This window comes from Bradyrhizobium sp. S3.12.5 (assembly GCF_040548225.1).
In the GTDB taxonomy this organism is placed as follows: Bacteria; Pseudomonadota; Alphaproteobacteria; order Rhizobiales; family Xanthobacteraceae; genus Bradyrhizobium; species Bradyrhizobium cytisi.
On record NZ_JBEPRF010000003.1, the window covers coordinates 344,732 to 364,023 of the forward strand.

The window sequence follows — 19,292 nt, forward strand, 5'->3', positions numbered from 1 at the left end:
CTCTAAGGTCCCTCCGCTAGACCCGCGAGCGCCATCGCTGCTCTGAGTTCATGCACCGTCGCTGTTCCCCCGCCGGCAGCCTGGAACGCCAGAGGGGCCGGATTCAGCGGAAGCCGCGTCACGTTGGCAGGGCCGCGCAGCGGCTCGAACATCATCGCCTGGCTTGCGCCGAATGGAATCCGGTCGAGCTGCCGAATGGCGCCGCGCATCTCGCGCAATCCCGCATTCAGGGGCATGGCGAGGGGCCGCTGATCGGACCAGACGCCGAGCGCGCGGGCTGCGTCCGGCAACCCGGCCCCGGTCTGCCACGGTTGGCCGATGGGCTGCGCCGTATCCTTCAGAATTTGGAACAGCCGTTCGACCCGGTGGGCATCCTTGGCGACGAAGTCGCCCTTGAAGTCGATGTGGTCGGCGAGGATCAGGGCTGCAAGCGCGGCGACGTAAGCCGCTGCAAGCGAGGTGCCGTCGCAGACCGCGTAGCCGTCCGGCGACTGGCAGGCAATGACCGCAACACCGGGCGCGCAGAGGTCGAGTTCGGACCCGCGGCAAGAAAACGGCGGTACAAACAACCCGCCCGCCGCCGCAGTGGCGGCTGCGGCCTGCGCCGCCTGCGGACTGTCTTCCGGGAAGCTTCCCATCTGTCCGACCGCACCGACCGCCACGACATGCGGAGAACAGGCCGGAAACAGCATGCCCTCTCCGGCGTTGCCGGCGGCCGCGATGATGCTGACGCCTTGCTGCTTGGCCATGGCAATGTGCTGCTCAACCAGCACGGAGCCGCGCTCGCAACCGACTCCGATGCACGCCACGTCGATGCCGTTTTGCAGGCAATCATCGAGCGCTGCGATCAGGTCGCTGCAACGGGCATCCAGGGGAAGCTTGCAAACATGCAGCTCGCTGTCCGGGGCGTAGCCGCGGACGCCGTGATCTGCCTGTGCGGCCGCATTGATGATGCCGGCGCAAGGCGTGCCGTGGCCGGTGACGTCCTTTGACCATGAGCGATCTTCGCCACCTCGGGCATCGGTACCGTGTTTGATGTCAGCCAATTGCTTGTGGCTGGTCGCCACGCCGTTGTCGATGAGCGCGATCTTGACGTCAGCTCCACGGCAGTGGTCAGGAACCTGATCGAAGTGCATCGCTTCGCCGCCCCAATCCAGCCGGCCATGTAGCGGCAACGGTTTCAGGGTGAGGGTGTTCACCGCATCGGCCTCGATATAGGGCCGCTGTTGCCACAAGCCCCAATGGCCGGAGCGCGCACTGACGAAAATGGCGGCGATTGTTTCCGGTACTTCGCCCAGCAGCGCAAGATCGACGTTGCCATCACGGTCGGTCCGTCCTTGAGCTGACGCCTGCTCGCCAACGAGCCGCACAGTTGCATGTTCCACAGGTGCACCTGCTTCGCCGAGAACCCGGATCGTCACTTTCAAGTCCGGCCCGAGCGCGGTCATCGTCGTGGCCGCCGGGATGAAAGAGGAGGCCGAGCCGGCAAAGGATGCAGCCCGCAGATGGCTGTCCGGCTCGATGATCAGGCTGCCGGCCGTGGAGCGGCGCAAGGCGGCGGCGACTTCGTCGGGCATGCGCACGATCGCAATTGGCGGGCCACTGACGCCGCGCTGGTCGTGGGTCCACAGGATGTTGCCGAACTGGTTCAGTTGTTCGGCCAGCGTTTGAGCGCTGATGCCGGCGCCCGCCGGCGCGATCATGTATTGAGTGGTGCGCACTGGTTTGCGTCGATTGTCGCTCGAGGTCGGTCGCGCATCATCTGGACTCGTTGCCATGGCGTCGCCTCCTTTGATTTCAGTGGATAGAAGATTGCGTGCGATCGATCGAAGCCTGTCGCAGCAACGGAAGGTGGGGATCGGCTGCGCGGGCGGCTTCGATCGCGCGATAGGCGAAATAGATCAGGTTGAAGGCCTGCGCAAAATCCCGCTCGGTAAACTTGTTGGCTGCCTGGGTGACGATCGAGACGCAGTTTTCGAGGCCCGCATGCTGTGCGGCGTTGGCCTCGAGATAGGCAGAGAGCGAACGCAGCGATTCTGCGGTCATGTCTCCGATCATGTTTTCCGCAGCCTGATGATCGAGCACCGGGTTCGGTATCGGGAAGGTGCCGGGCATGGTCCGGAACGGCTGCTCGAACCCTTGGGACTGCAGGCGCAAGAGCAGCGGCATCAGATTGCTGAGCAGGCCCACGAGTTGCTGAATGTCTGACGAGTGCCGCTGTGACGCGGTTGCGGCAGAGGGATTGGAATCCGACATGAGGGTTCTCCTTCGGAGGAAGCGTTCGCAACGGCAGGCGCGACCGCCGCTTTTGGCGGCGGTCGCGCCTTACCGCACGGTCAGATCATCCGCTGCTGGCCGTAGGCCTGAAGGTTACCGATGACCTGGGGAATGACGCCGATCAACTGGCGGGTGATATCGGCGACATCTTGCTGCGTTAGTTGTCGCTGCTGGCCAAAGCCGGTCGGACCGCCGAATGCCGCCTGGAACTGCGGCGCGCCGAACTGCGCACCCCACATCTGCGCCGGCTGAGTCTGCGTCGGATAGCCGAGACCGAATTGACCAAGGCCTCCGAATTGACCCTGACCGGGACCGCCGTGCATGGCCGAATGCTGCATTTGGGGCTGGCCCTGCAGCATTCCCACGATCTGCGGCACGATGGGCAGGATCTGTCGCACGACCTCGCTCACGTCTTGCGGACTTAGCTGCCGCGGCGCCTGGCCGTAAGCCGCATAGCCCATTCCCCCGAACGGAGTCTGAGCTTGCGCGAGAATTTGAGGTAGCGCGGGTACCAATTGGCGCACGACCTCATTCACGTCCTGTGGCGAAAGCTGGCGCTGTTGGCCGCCCCAGTGCTGCTGTCCCCCACCCATTTGCCCGCCCCAGCCGGGGCCAAATCCAGACGCGCCAAAGGGCGGCTGACCGCCGAACTGCCCGTATTGCTGTCCATAGGCAGCCTGGCCCAGTCCAAGACCGCCTCCTCCATACTGTTGGCCGCCTTGCGAACCGAAAGCTCCGGATCCCCATTGTTGCGGACCGAACTGTCCAAATGGCGAACCATGCGCGAGGTTCTGTTGAAGGGTGTCATAGTAGGTCATCGCTTGATCTCCTTGCGATGGTTGGTGCCCTCAGCCCAAAATCCTGCCCAGGCCGGTCGCATGCGCGACCCCTTCGCTGGAAATGGCCGTCCATCACGCCGGTGAGTCGGCGTTGGACCTTCAAGTTCAAATGCTTGGCACGGAAGTCTCAGCCGCAAGCAATATCACCCGCTTGGGAGGCGCGAGCTGCGTCCCCTCAAGGTGACAAGCCGACGGTGAAATGTTTTAGAGCGGCAAAATGATAGCCGTCGAGAGATATGGGAGCGGATTTTCCTCGCTGGCATGGTGGCCAGCCATTTATGTCTTACGTCCCGCTCAAGCGTTCGGCAATTACGCTGGTTTCTCCCCGGTTCTGCAATGAGCAGAGACGCGGAAAACGTACTCACCTCCAAATGGTTTCGCGCAAGCGCGGCGATATTTTGGCGGCAATCAAATTTCACAAAAGTTTCAAGCCGCGGGATTTTCGTCAGCACTCTTTGCCTGGTTAGCGAGCCTTCCGATGTGCATCTGTGTCAACTTCAGCGAACGCTAATAGGCGAGGTTGAGCAATGTGCCGACGCGCTCGGAGGTGGCGGGATGGCTGCGAAGCAAGCGCATCGGATCATGCACGAATGCGGACGTGCGGCTTGGTGCAGAGCCGGTGTGATGGCGCTCCAGCTTGTCGAGTGCGGCGATGAGCGCTCGCGAGTCGCCGGTCAGTTCGAGCGCCGTTGCATCTGCATCCAGTTCGCGAACGCGCGACAGAGCAAGTCCAAGGAGCTGGCCGAGAGTCGGTGCTGCGCTCAGCAGCATCGCCAATGGCCGGCTTGACGTCATGCCACCGTGATGATGGCTGGTTCGCAGCAGCGCGAGACCGGCGAGCGAGGTCCAATCGATTGCGTGTCGCAACGCTGTCGCCCAGCCCATCGTCCGGGCGTCATTGTTGCGAATATGAGCGACTTCATGGGCCAATATCCCGGCAATCTCGTCGTGCGTCAGGCCGCGTAGCAGGCCTTCGGTCAACACGATCGCACTGCGTTCCGGTCCGCCGAGTGCATAGGCATTCATGTCGCGCGGTGCCGGCAGACAATAGAGATCCGGCAATCGCACCAGGCCGGCCCGGCTGCAAACTTTCGTCAGAATGGCGAACAGGTCCGGCACCGCGGCAGGGGACAGCAGGCGGGCGCCGAACCAGCGATACACATTCTCGCGCGAGAGGACCGTTTCGTCGGGACGGGGCGTGCTTCCCAACAGCGCCCGTTGCATGCCCTCGGCTCCGCCGGCGATCCAGCCGCAGATGGCCAGCAGCAATGTCATTGCAAGGATCGCCAATTGAGAAGATTGATGGTTCGCAGCCTGATGGGCGTGCCACCGATGCTGCAACCGCCACTGGTCTCTCGCGTTCAGCTCGATACGGCATCGCAGGAAGAGGCCTGCCTCTCCGGACGGCCAATGGATCTCCACGGTGACGGTAGAGCCGCGCCGTAAAACGCGCAGCATCTCTCGCGGCGCAAGTCGCACCAAAGCGAACGAAAGGCCTGGGGTGAGGCCGGCAGCGACATCCTGGCCGGGCCGATCACCACGCAACGCCATCAGGCTTACGCCAGCGTGAATCATCCCTGTCCCCTCGTGCGCCTTCAAGGCGAAAAGTTACGGGTCTCCCGGTACCTTGTCATGCGAGTTTCATGCCTTGGACACAGATAAGTCCCGGTATCCACAACGGGGGAACGTCCGATCCGCTTCGGTGCAAGCCGTCCAGATGAGACCTCAGGAACCGGGTTCTCTTCAAGCTAAACCATGGTTTGGTCCGATAACGCTTTATCGGCGCTCCACGTCGGAGACGACAGGTGTGAGCGCCGATTGCAGTCGAGACACCAGGGAGGTTGCTTCTCAAATCGGCCGGAACTCGTCATTGTGCAGCCCGAAAACGATGGAAGCGGAGCAGTACCAATGCCGGACAAGTTCTCGCGTCGCCAGTTCGCGAAAATCGCGGGGTTGTCCGCAGCCGGAATGACTGCCCCCCTGGAGCTCGCCGACGCCATGCCGGCAGCGGTGCCGCATAGCGCCGGCGGCTTTCCGCAAAATTTCCTCTGGGGCACGGCGACCTCGTCCTATCAGGTCGAGGGCGCGGTCGAGGAGGACGGGCGAGGGGCCTCGATCTGGGACAAGTTCGTCCGCATCCCCGGCAAGATCGAGGACGGCACCAACGGCGACCGCGCCAACGAGCATTATCACCGCTACAAGGAGGACATTGCACTCATCAAGGAGCTCGGCTGCAAGGCCTATCGCTTCTCGGTGGCCTGGCCGCGGGTGTTTCCGGACGGCGACGGCAAGCCGAACCCGAAAGGGCTCGACTTCTACAATCGCCTGGTCGACGAGCTCCTGAAAAACGGCATCGAGCCGTGGCTGACGCTCTATCACTGGGACTTGCCGCAATCGCTGCAGGACCGTTTTGGTGGCTGGCGCTCGACCGAGACCTGCAAGATCTTTGGCGACTACTCGGCCTATGTCGCCGAGCACATGACCGATCGCGTCAGGAGCGTCTTTACGCTGAACGAGAGCGGCCGCTTCGTCTATTTCGGCTACGGCATCGGCATCGATGCGCCGGGCTTGACCCTGCCGCAGGCTGAACTGAACCAGATCCGGCACAACAGCGCGCTCGCGCACGGGCTTGCGGTGCAGGCGGTGCGCGCTCATGGCCGACGCGGCACGCGCGTCGGGCCGGCCGAGAATATCGATGCCTGCATTCCCGCGATCGACACGCCCGAGAACGTCCGCGCTGCCGAGATCGCGCTGCGCGAATTGAATGCCGGCTATCTCAACGTCATCATGACAGGCCGCTACACCGACGCATTCCTGAAATATGCCGGCGCCGATGCGCCGAAATACACCGACGCCGAGCTGAAGATCATCTCCTCGCCGGTCGACTTCCTCGGCCTCAACATCTACGCGCCGCAGCACTACATCGTTGCGTCCGACCAGGGTGCGGGCTTCATGCCGCTGCCGATCCCGAAAGCGTTTCCGCACATGAATTCGGACTGGCTCCGCGTTGGCCCCGAGACGATCTACTGGGTGCCGAAGCTGGCTGCAAATATCTGGAAGACAGATGCGATATATATCAGCGAGAATGGCACGTCCGGCGACGACCAGGTGATGCAGGACGGCAAGATCTATGACACCGACCGCATCATGTATCTGCGCAATTATCTCGCCCAGCTCCAGCGCGCCACCACCGAGGGCGTACCGGTGCGCGGCTACTTCCTCTGGAGCCTGATGGACAATTTCGAATGGGTGTTCGGGCTCAACAAGCGCTTTGGGCTCTATCACGTCAATTTCGACACCCAGGTGCGTACGCCAAAACTCAGCGCGAGCTTTTACCGCAACGTGATCGCAAACAACGCGGCGGGGGCGTAAACGCCGCGCATTGACTCCGCTCTCCCCGTGATTCAAAACCGCCTTCAACGCTCATGACAAGAGGACAACGCCATGACCGACGCGCTGATCATCGATGCCTGCCGCACCCCGCGGGGCGTCGGCAAGGCGGGCAAGGGAGCACTCTCCGGCATTCATCCGCAGCAGCTTGGCGCCACCGTGCTGCGCGCGCTCGCCGATCGCACCGGCATCAACACCGCCGATGTCGACGACATCGTCTGGGGCTGCAGCGCACAGGTCGCAACGCAGGGCGGCGATCTCGGGCGGATGTCGGCGCTCGATGCCGGCTATGACGTGCGCGCCAGCGCCGTGACGCTCGATCGCTTTTGTGGCTCCGGCATCACCAGCGTCAACATGGCGGCGTCCTCGATCATGGCTGGCGCGGAAGATCTCGTCATCGCCGGCGGATGCGAGATGATGTCGATGGAGGGGCGTCGCGGCGGCGGTCCGATGATGATGGATAGCGGTAATCTGCGCCTGCGTGCGCGGCACCCGCAGTCGCATCAGGGCGTCTGCGCCGATGCGATTGCGACGCTGGAAGGCATCACGCGGCAGGACGTCGATGCGCTCGGGCTCGAAAGCCAGAAACGGGCGGCGCAGGCGATTGCCGGTGGCCACTTCAAGAAGAGCCTCGTGCCCGTTCATCGCGAGGACGGCAGCCTCGCGCTCGACCACGAAGAATATCCGCGGCCGCAGACCACGATGGAAGGGCTCAGCAGCTTGAAGCCCGCCTTCCCCGCGATTGCCGATTATGCGCTGGACGACAAGGGCACGACCTATCGCGGCCTGATCCTGCAGAAATATCCTGATCTCAACATCGACTTCGTGCACCACGCCGGCAACTCGTCGGGTGTCGTCGATGGTGCCGCTGCGATCCTGTTGGCATCGCCGTCCTACGCCAAGGCGCATGGTCTCAAGCCGCGTGCCCGCGTGGTGGCGATGGCGAATATGGGAGACTCGCCGACCCTGATGCTGAACGCGCCGGTGCCGGCGACGCGCAAGGTGCTGGCGAAGGCCGGGCTCACCATTGATGACATTGATCTGTTCGAGATCAACGAGGCCTTTGCGGTCGTTGCGGAAAAATATATCCGCGATCTCAAGCTCGACCGCGCCAAGGTCAACGTCAATGGCGGCTCGATCGCGCTCGGCCATCCGATCGGCGCGACCGGCTCGATCCTGATCGGCACCGTGCTCGACGAGCTCGAACGGCGCGACCTCGAGCGTGGTCTCGTCACCATGTGCGCGGCCGGCGGCATGGCACCGGCTATCATCATCGAACGGATCTAGCCTTATTTTCTAGGGTGAAACGCGCTCCTCCTCGGGCAAAGAGGCCGGTCGTCGCTTGTCGAAAGCATCGAATCAGCTTTAGCAAGGCTGCTTGCGGGCCTTTGAAACAAGGCAAAAACCGCTGCCCGAGGCGCCTTCCGCTCAGGAAGCCGCTAAAATGCAGGGTTTTTTGCCTCAGGGGGCCAAAAAAGCCCGTAAAACCGCGACAAAACTGTGCAGAAGGCTCTAGGCCTTCGCCGGTTGGTCTAATATGCAACCGGCAACGAATCAGAGGAGACACGATGCCAGCCCAAATGTCCAAATCGCAGTTGATCGAAAAGATTGCGACCGCCACCGAGCTTTCCAAGCGCGACGTCAAGAGCGTCATGGAGACGCTGACCGACGTCGGCCACAAGGAGCTCAAGAAGAACGGCCTGTTCCTGGTGCCGGGCTTCGCCAAGTTCGTCGTCATCAAGAAGCCCGCGACCAAGGCGCGCAAGGGCACCAACCCGTTCACGGGTGAAGAGATGATGTTCAAGGCCAAGCCGGCCCGGAAGATCGTCCGCGCCCGCCCGGTCAAGGCTGCCAAGGACGCCGTGGCCTGATCACGCAAAGGCCCCCTCGATGAGAGGGGGCCTTTTGTACTGAGTATGTGACCGCGAGGGCTGAGGCGGAGGGGTTCAGCCCTTGCGGCGCTTCACCCGGACCGGGATCGGCTGAAGCCGCGGCTCGGGTCCTGCGAGCGCATCGCGCACCCGGTCGATGGCCCGATCGAGCAACTGACGCAGCCGCTGCGTCTTCCGCGATCTCTTCGCTTCTTCCAGCAGTTTCTTCATCACATCACTCCGCCGCTTCGACCTTGGCCTCAGCCGGCTCGAGCACCGCCGCGATGGCCTCGTCGACGCGCTCCAGCCAGATGAATTCGAGGTTGTCCCGCGCGCTCTTCGGGATGTCGTCGTAGTCCCGCTTGTTGCGTGCCGGCAGCATCACCCGCTTCAGTCCGGCGGCGGCGGCGGCCACCACCTTCTCCTTGATGCCGCCAACCGGCAGCACCAGCCCTCGCAGCGAGATCTCGCCGGTCATGGCGGTGTCACTCCTCACCGTGCGATTGGTGAGCAGCGACGTCAGGGCCGTGAACATCGCCACACCCGCGCTCGGTCCGTCCTTCGGGGTTGCACCCGCCGGCACGTGAACGTGGATGTCGCTCTTCTCGAACACCTGGGGATCGATGCCGAGCTGCGTGGCTCTGCTCTTCACCAGCGTCATCGCCGCCTGCACGCTCTCGCGCATGACGTCGCCGAGCTGCCCGGTCAGGATCATCCCGCCGCGGCCGGGCACGCGCGAGGCCTCGATGAACAGGATGTCGCCGCCGACCGGCGTCCAGGCAAGGCCGGTGGCCACGCCCGGAATGCTGGTGCGCTGCGCGATCTCGCCTTCGAAGCGCGGCTGGCCGAGCACGGTGCCGATGTCGTTCGGCGTCACCACGACCTTCGCAGCCGTGCCTTCGGCGACCTGCACCGCGGCGTGGCGGAACAGCTTGCCGATCTCGCGCTCGAGGTTACGCACGCCGGCCTCGCGGGTGTAACCCTTGACGACCAGCTTCAGCGCCTCCGGCTCGATCTCGGCCTGCTCGGCCGTCAGGCCGTTGGCCTCCAGCTGCCGCCGTACCAGATACCGCTTCGCGATCTCCAGCTTCTCCTCCTCGGTGTAGCCGGCAAGGCTGATCAGCTCCATGCGGTCCAGGAGCGGACCCGGAATCTGGTCCAGCATGTTGGCGGTCGCGATGAACACCACGCGCGAGAGGTCGAAGGGCACGCCCAGATAATTGTCCCGGAACGTTCCGTTCTGCTCGGGGTCTAGGACCTCCAGCATGGCGGCAGAGGGATCGCCCTGCACGCCGCGGCCCATCTTGTCGATCTCGTCCAGCATCATGACGCAGTTCCGCGTGCCAGCCTTTTTGATGCCCTGGATGATGTTGCCGGGCAGCGCGCCGATATAGGTGCGCCGGTGGCCGCGGATCTCGGCCTCGTCATGCACGCCGCCCAGGCTGACACGCACGAAGGGGCGATCCATCGCGCGCGCAATGGATTGGCCGAGCGAGGTCTTGCCGACGCCGGGCGGGCCGACGAAGCACAGGATCGGGGCCTTGCCTTGCGGTGCGAGCTTGCGCACCGCCAGATATTCGATGATCCGGCTCTTGATCTTCTCCAGGCCGAAATGATCGGCATCCAGGATGCGGCGCGCTTCCTTGATGTCGATCGGCTTCTCCGCGGGCAGCGCCCACGGCAGCTCGATCAGCCAGTCGAGATAAGTGCGGACCATGCCGGATTCACCGGCGCCCTCGGGCATGCGCTCGTAGCGGCGAAGCTCCTTCTTCGCATGCGCATCCGCTTCCGGCGGCATGTTGGCCTTGGCGATGGCAGCCGTCAGCTCGGCGACTTCGGCGGCCTTGCCGTCGCCTTCGCCCAGCTGACGCTGAATGGTCGCCAGCTGCTCGCGCAGGATCGCCTCGCGCTGCCGCTCGTCGAAGCTGGCGCGAGTCTTCTGGCCGATCTCGTTGGAGATGCGCAGCACCTCCAGCCGCTCGGCCAGATGCTTCGACACCTTCTCGACGCGCAGAGCGAGGTCGATGGTCTCCAGCACCTCCTGCTTGTCCTGCGGCTTGATGTCCATGAACGAGGTCGCCAGATCCGCCAGCGCGCCGGGCGCGGTGGTGTTCTGGAACATCGCGACCAGCTCGGGCGGCGCCTGCGGCAGCAGCTCGATCGCCTCGATGGCCTGGCGCTGCAGGTTCAGGGCCCGCGCCTCGATCTCGGGCGAATTCGTGATCGGCTCGGGGATCTGCTGGATGCGCGCGGCCGGGAACGGCGTCCCCGGCAGGAAGTCGAGGATGCGCGCGCGCTGCACGCCCTGGCAGACGATGTGATGGCTGCCGTCGGGCGCGGTGATGTAGCGCACGATGTTGGCGATGGTCGCGACGCGATAGAGATCGTCCGGGCCGGGCTCCTCGGTCTCGGGGCTACGCTGCAGGACGATGCCGATCGGCCGCTGCTCGCGCAGCGCCTGCTGCGCGGCGGCGACGGACTTCGGCCGCGCGATCGCGATCGGCGCGATGGCGCCGGGGAACAGCACCATCTCGCGCACGGGGATGATGATCAGTGCGTCTTGGGGGATCTTCACGTCAGGACTGGTCTGTGCGGTAGTCATCTGTTCGGTGGCCATGATCGACCTCAGGATTTGGCGAGGCGCAGTGCGACGCAGCCGTCCATCACGAAGCGGCTGATGGCGTAGCGGCCAAGGGGCAATGCAATGCGTCGCTCAAAACGCCCCTGCGGCAGCTCGAGCCGGTGGATGCGGGCGTTGCGAAGCTCGGGCGGAAGCGTGCGCTGGCCGGAGATGATGAGCACGCCGTCCTCGATCACCGTCTCGACATTGTCCGGGCTGACGCCGGGAAGCGCGACCAGGATCAGGAGCTCATGCTCGGTCTCGAGCACGTCGATCGGCGGCTCCCAGCAGGCTTCCTGGCGGCCGAACTGCTGGCGCAGCCGTTCGCCGCGGGTCAGCTGGTCCAGGGCTTCGGACAGCATCCAGTCGAAGGGGTTTTTGGGTTGCATGGCAAAAACTCGGGGAAGGCGCTGTGGTTGGAAAGCGAGGATATGGTGATGGTTCCAGCAAATTCCAGCATCGCGCGCTTGGGAGCATGCCTGGCTCCTCGAAGCGGAGCAGGCCCTTGCAGTCTGACGCATCGACGCCGCGGAGTTGTTCCGCGGCGCCGAAGGCGATAGTCACGATCATCATCGCGATCGTGCTCGCGGTCTGCCTGCTCTGCATGCTCTGTTTCGTCTCGGCGAGCCTGATCGCGCGGACGCTGGGGCGCACCGGTAATGCCGTGCTGTCGCGCGTCCTCGGCATGCTGTTCGCGGCCTATTCGGTGCAGTTTGTGATCAACGGGATCGCGGCCGTCCGGGCGAGCCTGTCATTAGGCTGCGGCAATCTGTTAATCTGTTGATTTTACGATATAATTATCGGTGTGGCGGGCTCGCCGGCACGACGGCGCCTGAACAGGTCCGCTTTCGCTTGCACTGCCATGTTGCTTTGACGTACTTCGGGTCTAACAAGCGCCCATCGCCAAGAAGGTCGAGATGAAATCGGGATGTCGATGACAACGGACGAGCTCGACAAGAAACAGGCCATCATCGACGCCTGCCGCCGCATGAACGCGCTCGGCATCAACCAGGGCACGTCCGGCAATATCAGCCTGCGGCATGGGGACGGGCTCTTGATCACGCCCACCAGCGTACCCTATGACGTCATGACGCCGGACCAGATCGTCTTCATGGCGATGGACGGCTCGCATGCCCCCGGCCAGAAGCCGTCCAGCGAGTGGCGCTTCCATCTGGACATCCTGAAGGCGCGTGCCGACGTCAACGCCGTCGTGCACGCCCATCCGACCTATTGCACCATTCTGGCGATCATGGGCATGGACATCCCGCCCGTGCACTACATGATTGCGGCCGCCGGCGGCGACAGCATCCGCTGCGCGCCCTATGCCACTTTCGGCACGGCGGACCTGTCCGGGCACGCGGTGCGCGCGCTGGTCGACCGGCTCGCCTGCCTGCTCGACCATCACGGCATGATCGCGATCGGCGCGACGCTCGACAAGGCGATGTGGCTCGCCGTCGAGGTCGAGACGCTGGCGCGGCAATATCACGGCTGTCTCCAGATCGGCAAACCGCCGCTGCTGTCGAGCGCCGAAATCGAACGGGTCCGCCAACGCATGGCCGGCTACGGCATGTCGGAGGGGTAGGGCAGGCGGTGTTCGCGCGGATCAGATATTTCGTCGACGGCAAGGGGACGAACCGCACCATGGTCCGGCTGCGCGCGCTCCTGCGCAGCAACGAGTTCTACCTGATCCCGCTGGCGCTCGTGATCGGCACGCTGGCCGGCGCGATCGTGACGCTGATGGCCGAGATCGCGCAGATCGCCCATGTCGTGATCTACGGCATTCCGATCGACGTGCGCCTCTCCGCCAACACCTATATCAGTCCCTGGGCGGCGATGATCGCGCCGGCGCTTGGCGGTCTGGTGCTCGGCATCATGGAATGGTGGCGGCGACGGCTGAAGCTCTCGAGCGCAGTCGACCCGATCGAGGCCAATGCGCTGCGCGGCGGCAATCTGTCGATGCGTGACAGCGTGGTGGTGTCGAGCCAGACCCTGATCTCGAACGGCTGCGGCGCCTCGGTCGGCCTTGAGGCCGGCTACACCCAGATCGGCTCGGGCATCGCCTCGCTGCTCGGCAAGTTCTTCAATCTCCGCCGGAACGACCTCCGCTTGATCGTGGGCTGCGGCGCTGCGGCGGCGATCGCGGCGGCCTTCGGCGCGCCGATCACCGGCGCCTTCTACGCCTGCGAGCTGATCGTCGGCGTCTATTCGGTCGGCAGCGCAGCCCCGATACTGGCGGCCTCGCTCGCGGGCGCGCTGACCGCGCAATGGCTCGGCGGTGCGCCTTATTCGATCGAAATTCCCAGGGTTAGCGCCGTCGGCGTCGAGCAATATCTCGCATTGATCGTGCTCGCACTCGTCACCAGCGGCGTCGGCATCGCGGTGATGCGCTCGTCCTCGGTGTTCGAGCGGCTATTCAAGTGGCTGCCGGTCTGGCTGCGCCCGGTGATCGGCGGTCTCATCGTCGGCGGCTTTGCGATCATCACGCCGCAGGTGCTCGCGGCCGGCCACGGCGCCATGGTGCTCGATCTCTTCCACGACATGACCATCGGCCTGATCGCGATCATCATCGCGCTGAAGGTGACGGCCTGCCTGATCTCGCTGGCCTCCGGTTTCCGCGGCGGTCTCTTTTTCGCCTCGTTGTTCGTCGGCAGCCTGATCGGAAAGTTCTTCTCGGGTGTCCTGCTGCTGATCAGCCCGAATTTCGTGATCGATCCGCTAGTGGCGATGCTGACCGGCATGGCGACGCTCGGCGTCGCCATCGTCGGCGGTCCCCTGACCATGTCGTTCCTCGTGCTCGAGATGACCCGCAATGTCGACGTCACCGCCGTGGTGCTGGCTGGCTGCATCGTCACCTCGATCTGCGTCCGCTTCATGTTCGGCCACTCCTTCTCGACCTGGCGCCTGCATCTGCGCGGCGAGACCATCCGCAGCGCCAACGACGTCGGCTGGCTGCGCAACCTCACCGTCGAGCGGCTGATGCGCTCCGATGTCGGCAAGGTGCCGTCGACCACCACCATCGCCGCGACACGGGGGGAATTCGCGTTGGGGTCGCGGCCCGGCATCGTCATCGTCAACAATGCTGACGAATATGTCGGCCTCGTCCTGCTGCCCGATTTGTTCTCCAGCGACCTCGACGCCATCGCCGACGATATCCAGGTCATCGAGCTCGCACGCCTGACCGAGATCGTTCTGATCCCGGAAATGAACGTGAAGAGCGCGATGGCGGTGTTCGACGAGGCCGAGGCCGAGATGCTGGCGGTGGTCGATTCCACCGACAGCCGCAAGGTCGTCGGCTTCCTCACCGAGACCTTTGCCCGGCGCCGCTATGTCGAGGAAATCGACAAGGCAACGCGCGGCGTGCTGGGCGCATTGTCGTAAAGCGCGCGCCGCGCCCCGGGCAAGTTGACGCTGGCACGCGCAGCGGACTTGCCAGATCGTTCACAACCTCTAGGCTAGCGATGGACGGCGGGGCTGGTGCCTGGCCGCATTCAGCGACGAGGGACGTGCGATGTCGGACACGCTTCGCCTGTTGCTTGCCTTGCTCGAGCTAGGGCCCCGGTTGAAGGATCTGCTGGGCGACAAATGGCTCCCTTACGGCGAAGAATTGCAGGAGCTCGCCGGGCGCGCCGGCCGCGGCGAAGATCCGGACAAGCTTCGCCGGTCGCTCGACCTGCTGGTCGTACGGCTACTTGCGGAGCCGCCGGCCATGGAGCTTGTCGAGCGCTTGATGGCAGACATGGCGGCGCCCACCACCGCCAGGGAGACCGTGACCCGTCGCGGCCGGGTGTCGCCGCCCGTCGTCCCGGACACAGTCCGGCCGACCACGAATGAGACGACCGGCGTCGTCACCATCCCGGTCTTCTACGGCACCGACCGCGCCCGGGGCGACGACACGCCGGCGCGTTATTTTGGCGGCGCGCGCGGCACGCTGTCCTTAGGCGTCGCGGAGGTCAGCGTGCCCACGCGCGGCCGCGACCTCGGCGAGCTCACCGGTCCCAGTTGGTGGCACTTCGAATTCTCGGCCAATCCCGAAAAGCACGTGATCCTCAAGACCGTCGGGGCGCTTGGCCGGGATGCCTTCGTCACGAGCCTGAAGGACTCGCTTGCCGCGGCGAGCGATCATGACGTCCTAATCTTCGTGCACGGCTACAACGTGACGTTCGAGGATGCGGCGCGGCGGGCCGGGCAGCTTGCCGTGGATTTGAAATTCGCAGGCCGGACGCTGCTGTATAGCTGGGCGTCGGCGGCTGACACCAGGAAGTACACGGTGGACGAGAGCACGATCGACTGGTCGCGCGATCATTTCGAGGCGTTTCTCCAGCTCGCGCTCGGCGAAATCGGCGCCGGCAAGGTTCACATCATCGCCCACAGCATGGGCAATCGCGCGGTGATCAACACGCTCGAACGCGTCACCTCCTGGCAGCTGCCGGCCGGCGCCGCAAAGCTCGGTCAGATCATCTTTGCCGCGCCCGACATCGACCGCGACCGCTTCATCCAGCTCGCGGCGAAGTTCAAAGGCTGTGCTGCGCGCGTCACGCTCTATGCCTCGTCGCGCGACGTGGCGCTGCTGGCCTCGAAATTCGTGCACGGCTATCCCCGGGCGGGCGAGGCCGGCGAGGCCCTGACGATCGTTGACGGCATCGATACGATCGATGCGTCGCTGGTCGACACCAGCCTGGTCGGCCTGCACCACTCCTATTTCGGCGAGAAGCGTTCGATCCTGAACGACATGTTCAATTTGATCGCACAGCAACTCGCCCCCGACCGGCGCTTCGACCTCCAGGCCTCAGGCGATGCACTCCGGAAATACTGGAGCTATCGGGCCTAGAGGTCGTGCGTGGTGTCATCCGGGTTGATCCAAAGCGTTCCAAGCGTGGCAGATTGCCGCCATCACGAAACCATTTCAGTGCTTTGCGCATTATATGCTGTTTCCATATCTTTCATTGGGCGAGAACAGAGGACGTGAAGATGAGTGACAGGTCCGTGAATTCGAGAGTTGGCCGCAACGCAGCGCTGGCCGCGTTCGCCAGTCTGGCCCTGGTCGCGGCGTCTATCTCGCCGTCGGCCGCCGCGTCCCCCACGCCGGCCAGGGCAACGCCCTCGACCGTGGCAGGGCAAGGCTCATCCAATGCTACCGATTTCAGCTCTGCGCGGCGTCGCCACTATTACCGGCGCGGACCGAACGCTGCGGGCCTCGCCTTCATGGGCGTCGCGGCCGGTCTGATCGGAGGCGCGATCGCCGAGAGCCGGCGCCAGGAGTACTACGACAACTATTACTATGGCGGCCCGCGCTATTATGGTCCCGGCTATGGGTACTATGGCGGCCCGCGCTACTACAATCCGTATTGAGGGTTGCCCGACGGGCAAAACACCTGCGCGGCCTGTCAACCTCTCCCGGTAAAAATATTCCGCTTTACCGAAATTCGGAAATGACGTATGTATCGCCCATCCCGGCTCGACCTGGAGGGGCGATCGTACGTCGTCACTGATCGAGAGCCGGACTTGCGGTGGACGCGGCAGCGTCGGCACGAGAGGTTAAGGGCAGGGCGGGTAGTCCCCGTGAGTCCGCGGCCACGTGTAGACGGACGGCGCTGAGCGCGTACGGCAAAATCGTGTGGTCCTGGCCGTCGTCGCTACGGCCAAGCTTTTCGCGGAGGTGCGGAGCGCCCAACCGGGTTAACCGCATCGCTAATCTGCGAGGCGAGGGAGGCCAGAAGGAATTCGGCTCCCGGGAGAGCACGGCATAAGCCGTCAACCCACTGCGCAGGGAAGGCCGTGTGTTCGGCTTCACCTGTATGCCGCTGTGCATTTTTCCTTGCGCTACTTGCGCACAGCGGACCGTGGGTGCGAGGTCAGCACCCGGCCTTCCCTGCGCCCTCTTGGACAAGAGGGTGGAGTGACCAGGCAAAGCTCGGGCGAAATCAGCCGCGAGAATGCGAAGGTGTGTCTGCGAGTTGGAACATGCATTGGAGGATGGCAATGCCGCCCCTTGCTCCGTCATTGCGAGCGCAGCGAAGCAATCCAGTCTGTCCCGCGGAAAGACTCTGGATTGCCTCGCTGCGCTCGCAAGGACGAGGTTGGAGCAACCGCGCTCTACCCTCCCAACATCACCTGCCCGCAGGCGCCGACATTGCGCCGTTGGCGTAGCGCGACCAGTCGGGGACGGTCGGCTGCGATGGCCACACGGCGGCGTTGGAGTCGCGGACCGATTGGGTGATGGGAGCAGGCTGGGGCTTGCGGGCGTGATGGCGGTCGCTCGCCGCGGCGGTCTGGATGGTGATGGCGGTTATCAGCGTAGCGCCAAGAATGGCAAGAGTCTTCTGCATGGTTGCTTCTCCCGTGACGACGCTTCCGACTGAGGACGATCTCATCTGCGCGTCGTTGACGCTCACATGGCGATGCGTCCGGCCGAGTGTCACCGTCGCCGGCTTCACGATCGGCAACGCGGCTTCACGATGGGGCGAGCAACTTTTTTGGTCCCGGCTAAATATTCGGCAATCGCCCGGCCGGGCCCGATGGACTTGACCGGCGCAATCCGGTTGAATAGGGCCAATGAAGGTTTCAGGCGCGACAACGATGTCGAAATATCTGCTGGTCCTGCTTTTGATCGCCTCGCCGGCTGTGGCGCAGGTGAAACCTGCTCCCAAAACCTCGGCGGCGCGTCCCGACCCCTGCGCGCCGATCGGACGCACCGCGGACGGCAAGCTGGTCTATTCCATGAAGTGCGAGAACCTGCCGGCGCCGCCTCCGCCCCCGCCGCAGGCGGAACTGAAGGAGGCGCCCGCACCGGCTGCCGAGTCCGAGCCTGAGGTGCGGCGGAGCGGTCTGTTCGGCTGGTCTTACGACCGCAGGTGAGGAGCGAGCGCCACTTGCGCGAAGCTCGCTGGAATGCTCTTTGCTTGCAAGTTCCCCGTGGGGCCACCGTCCCCGATCCAGAGAGATGAGATGAGCAAACTCGTTATCCGCGCCGGCGATTTCACCTTCGACGCCCGCTTCGAGGAGCAGGCGGCGCCCAAGACCGTCGCGGCGTTCCGCAAGGCGCTGCCGTTCGAGAGCCATATCATCCATGTGCGCTGGAGCGGCGAAGGCGTCTGGATGCCGCTCGGCGATCTCGACTTCGGCGTCGGCTACGAGAACCACACGAGCTATCCCGCACCCGGGCAGATCATCCTCTATCCCGGTGGCATCAGCGAGACCGAGATCCTGATGGCCTATGGCGGCGTGCATTTCGCCAGCAAGATGGGCCAGCTCGCCGGCAACCACTTCATCACGGTAACCTCGGGCCTCGAGAATCTCGCGACGCTGGGCAAGAGCGTGCTGTGGAAGGGCGCACTGCCGATCCGCTTCGAGGAAGTCTGAGTGACTGACGCCCGCTACCCGCGCGATCTCCGCGGTTACGGCCGCAATCCGCCGCATCCGCAATGGCCCGGCGACGCGCGGGTCGCGGTGCAGTTCGTCGTCAATTTCGAGGAAGGCGGCGAGAACAACATTCTGCACGGTGACCGCGCGTCGGAAGCGTTCCTGTCCGACGTGCTGGGCGCGCAGCCCTGGCCCGGCCAGCGTCATGCCAATATCGAATCTATGTTCGAATATGGCTCGCGCGCCGGCTTCTGGCGGCTGTGGCGGATATTCAACGAGCGCAAATGGCCGACCACCGTGTTCGGTGTCGCCACCGCGCTGAAGCGCAATCCGGAAATCGTCGCCGCGATGAAGGAGTCCGGCTGGGACATCGCGAGCCACAGCCTGAAATGGATCGAGCACAAGGATATGACCGAGGCGCAGGAGCGCGCCGAGATTGCCGAGTCGATCCGCGTCCATACCGAGGCGACCGGTTCTCGGCCGCTCGGCTGGTACACCGGCCGCTCCTCGATCAACACCAACCGTCTGCTGATGGAGGAGGGCGGCTTCCTCTATCTCTCTGATTCCTATGCCGACGATCTGCCCTATTGGGTCAAGGGCGCGACGGGCAAGCAGCTCATCATTCCCTATACGCTCGATGCCAACGACATGCGCTTCATCAACCCGCAAGGCTTTGCCGAGGGCGAGCAATTCCACACCTATCTGAAAGATGCCTTCGACGTGCTCTATGCCGAGGGTGAGACCGCGCCGAAGATGATGTCGGTGGGCCTGCACTGCCGTCTCGCCGGCCGGCCGGGTCGCGCGGCAGGCCTGATCCGCTTTCTCGACTATATAAGCAAGCACGAGCGCGTCTGGGTGCCGACGCGGCTGCAGATCGCGCAGCATTGGCACGACAAGCTTGCGCATCTTGCCACCGACGCGTTCGAGATCGGGTAG

18 protein-coding genes and 1 pseudogene are annotated in these 19,292 nt (G+C 64.2%); 11 read left to right on the forward strand and 8 right to left on the reverse strand.

What is annotated here, in order from left to right:
• Positions 1–2: 2 nt before the first annotated feature.
• From ABIC09_RS05720 to ABIC09_RS05735, 4 genes are all read right to left on the reverse strand, one after another.
• Positions 3–1,721 carry a S8 family serine peptidase gene (locus tag ABIC09_RS05720; protein WP_354108657.1) on the reverse strand — a complete coding sequence of 573 codons (1,719 nt, stop codon included), beginning with the start codon at positions 1,719–1,721 and terminating at the stop codon, positions 3–5.
• Between the two features lie 76 nt (positions 1,722–1,797).
• Complete coding sequence (locus tag ABIC09_RS05725) at positions 1,798–2,256, reverse strand: hypothetical protein (RefSeq protein WP_148755778.1); 459 nt, start codon at positions 2,254–2,256, stop codon at positions 1,798–1,800.
• 80 nt (positions 2,257–2,336) lie between these two features.
• Positions 2,337–3,095, reverse strand: a complete 759-nt coding sequence (locus tag ABIC09_RS05730) for a hypothetical protein (protein WP_354108658.1) — start codon at positions 3,093–3,095, stop codon at positions 2,337–2,339.
• A 528-nt stretch (positions 3,096–3,623) separates the two neighbouring features.
• Positions 3,624–4,691, reverse strand: coding sequence for a M48 family metalloprotease (locus tag ABIC09_RS05735; RefSeq protein ID WP_354108659.1), 1,068 nt, complete (start codon positions 4,689–4,691; stop codon positions 3,624–3,626).
• Between the two features lie 333 nt (positions 4,692–5,024).
• On the opposite strand from ABIC09_RS05735, the gene ABIC09_RS05740 reads away from it, so the two are divergent.
• From ABIC09_RS05740 to ABIC09_RS05750, 3 genes are all read left to right on the forward strand, one after another.
• Positions 5,025–6,488, forward strand: a complete 1,464-nt coding sequence (locus ABIC09_RS05740) for a GH1 family beta-glucosidase (RefSeq protein WP_354108660.1) — start codon at positions 5,025–5,027, stop codon at positions 6,486–6,488.
• 72 nt (positions 6,489–6,560) lie between these two features.
• The gene (locus ABIC09_RS05745; protein WP_148755774.1) at positions 6,561–7,793 is read left to right on the forward strand and encodes an acetyl-CoA C-acetyltransferase; all 1,233 of its coding nucleotides are present in this window, start codon (positions 6,561–6,563) and stop codon (positions 7,791–7,793) included.
• A 281-nt stretch (positions 7,794–8,074) separates the two neighbouring features.
• Positions 8,075–8,377: an HU family DNA-binding protein gene (locus tag ABIC09_RS05750; protein WP_008139488.1), complete on the forward strand. Its 303-nt coding sequence runs from the start codon at positions 8,075–8,077 to the stop codon at positions 8,375–8,377.
• Positions 8,378–8,452: 75 nt separating this feature from the next.
• On the opposite strand, the gene ABIC09_RS05755 is transcribed toward ABIC09_RS05750, so the two are convergent.
• The 3 genes from ABIC09_RS05755 to ABIC09_RS05765 are packed head-to-tail and all read right to left on the reverse strand — an operon-like array spanning position 8,453 to position 11,386.
• The gene (locus tag ABIC09_RS05755) at positions 8,453–8,608 is read right to left on the reverse strand and encodes a hypothetical protein (RefSeq protein WP_167358281.1); all 156 of its coding nucleotides are present in this window, start codon (positions 8,606–8,608) and stop codon (positions 8,453–8,455) included.
• Positions 8,609–8,612: 4 nt separating this feature from the next.
• Positions 8,613–10,994, reverse strand: coding sequence for an endopeptidase La (gene lon / locus ABIC09_RS05760; RefSeq protein WP_354108661.1), 2,382 nt, complete (start codon positions 10,992–10,994; stop codon positions 8,613–8,615).
• An 8-nt stretch (positions 10,995–11,002) separates the two neighbouring features.
• Positions 11,003–11,386: an Hsp20/alpha crystallin family protein gene (locus ABIC09_RS05765; protein WP_354108662.1), complete on the reverse strand. Its 384-nt coding sequence runs from the start codon at positions 11,384–11,386 to the stop codon at positions 11,003–11,005.
• Between the two features lie 170 nt (positions 11,387–11,556).
• Between ABIC09_RS05765 and ABIC09_RS05770 the strand changes: the two are divergent.
• The 5 genes and pseudogenes from ABIC09_RS05770 to ABIC09_RS05790 form a co-directional block, all read left to right on the forward strand.
• Positions 11,557–11,781, forward strand: a pseudogene (locus ABIC09_RS05770) (MarC family protein); the annotation flags it as partial.
• Positions 11,782–11,925: 144 nt separating this feature from the next.
• Positions 11,926–12,579, forward strand: coding sequence for a class II aldolase/adducin family protein (locus tag ABIC09_RS05775; protein ID WP_354108663.1), 654 nt, complete (start codon positions 11,926–11,928; stop codon positions 12,577–12,579).
• 8 nt (positions 12,580–12,587) lie between these two features.
• Complete coding sequence (locus ABIC09_RS05780; RefSeq protein WP_354083286.1) at positions 12,588–14,375, forward strand: chloride channel protein; 1,788 nt, start codon at positions 12,588–12,590, stop codon at positions 14,373–14,375.
• Between the two features lie 130 nt (positions 14,376–14,505).
• Complete coding sequence (locus ABIC09_RS05785; protein ID WP_354083285.1) at positions 14,506–15,825, forward strand: alpha/beta hydrolase; 1,320 nt, start codon at positions 14,506–14,508, stop codon at positions 15,823–15,825.
• A gap of 140 nt (positions 15,826–15,965) precedes the next feature.
• A complete protein-coding gene (locus ABIC09_RS05790) occupies positions 15,966–16,346 on the forward strand; it encodes a hypothetical protein (protein ID WP_354035436.1) in 381 nt (126 codons plus the stop codon).
• Positions 16,347–17,104: 758 nt separating this feature from the next.
• Here ABIC09_RS05790 and ABIC09_RS05795 read toward each other — a convergent pair.
• Positions 17,105–17,323: a hypothetical protein gene (locus ABIC09_RS05795; protein ID WP_187435114.1), complete on the reverse strand. Its 219-nt coding sequence runs from the start codon at positions 17,321–17,323 to the stop codon at positions 17,105–17,107.
• A 250-nt stretch (positions 17,324–17,573) separates the two neighbouring features.
• Here ABIC09_RS05795 and ABIC09_RS05800 point away from each other — a divergent pair, with 250 nt between their 5' ends.
• The 3 genes from ABIC09_RS05800 (at position 17,574) to puuE (ending at position 19,292) form a co-directional block, all read left to right on the forward strand.
• Complete coding sequence (locus ABIC09_RS05800; protein ID WP_187435119.1) at positions 17,574–17,852, forward strand: hypothetical protein; 279 nt, start codon at positions 17,574–17,576, stop codon at positions 17,850–17,852.
• Between the two features lie 90 nt (positions 17,853–17,942).
• On the forward strand, positions 17,943–18,356 hold the full coding sequence (locus tag ABIC09_RS05805) for a DUF3830 family protein (RefSeq protein WP_027531871.1): 414 nt from the start codon (positions 17,943–17,945) through the stop codon (positions 18,354–18,356).
• Positions 18,357–19,292 carry an allantoinase PuuE gene (puuE, locus tag ABIC09_RS05810; RefSeq protein WP_354108664.1) on the forward strand — a complete coding sequence of 312 codons (936 nt, stop codon included), beginning with the start codon at positions 18,357–18,359 and terminating at the stop codon, positions 19,290–19,292.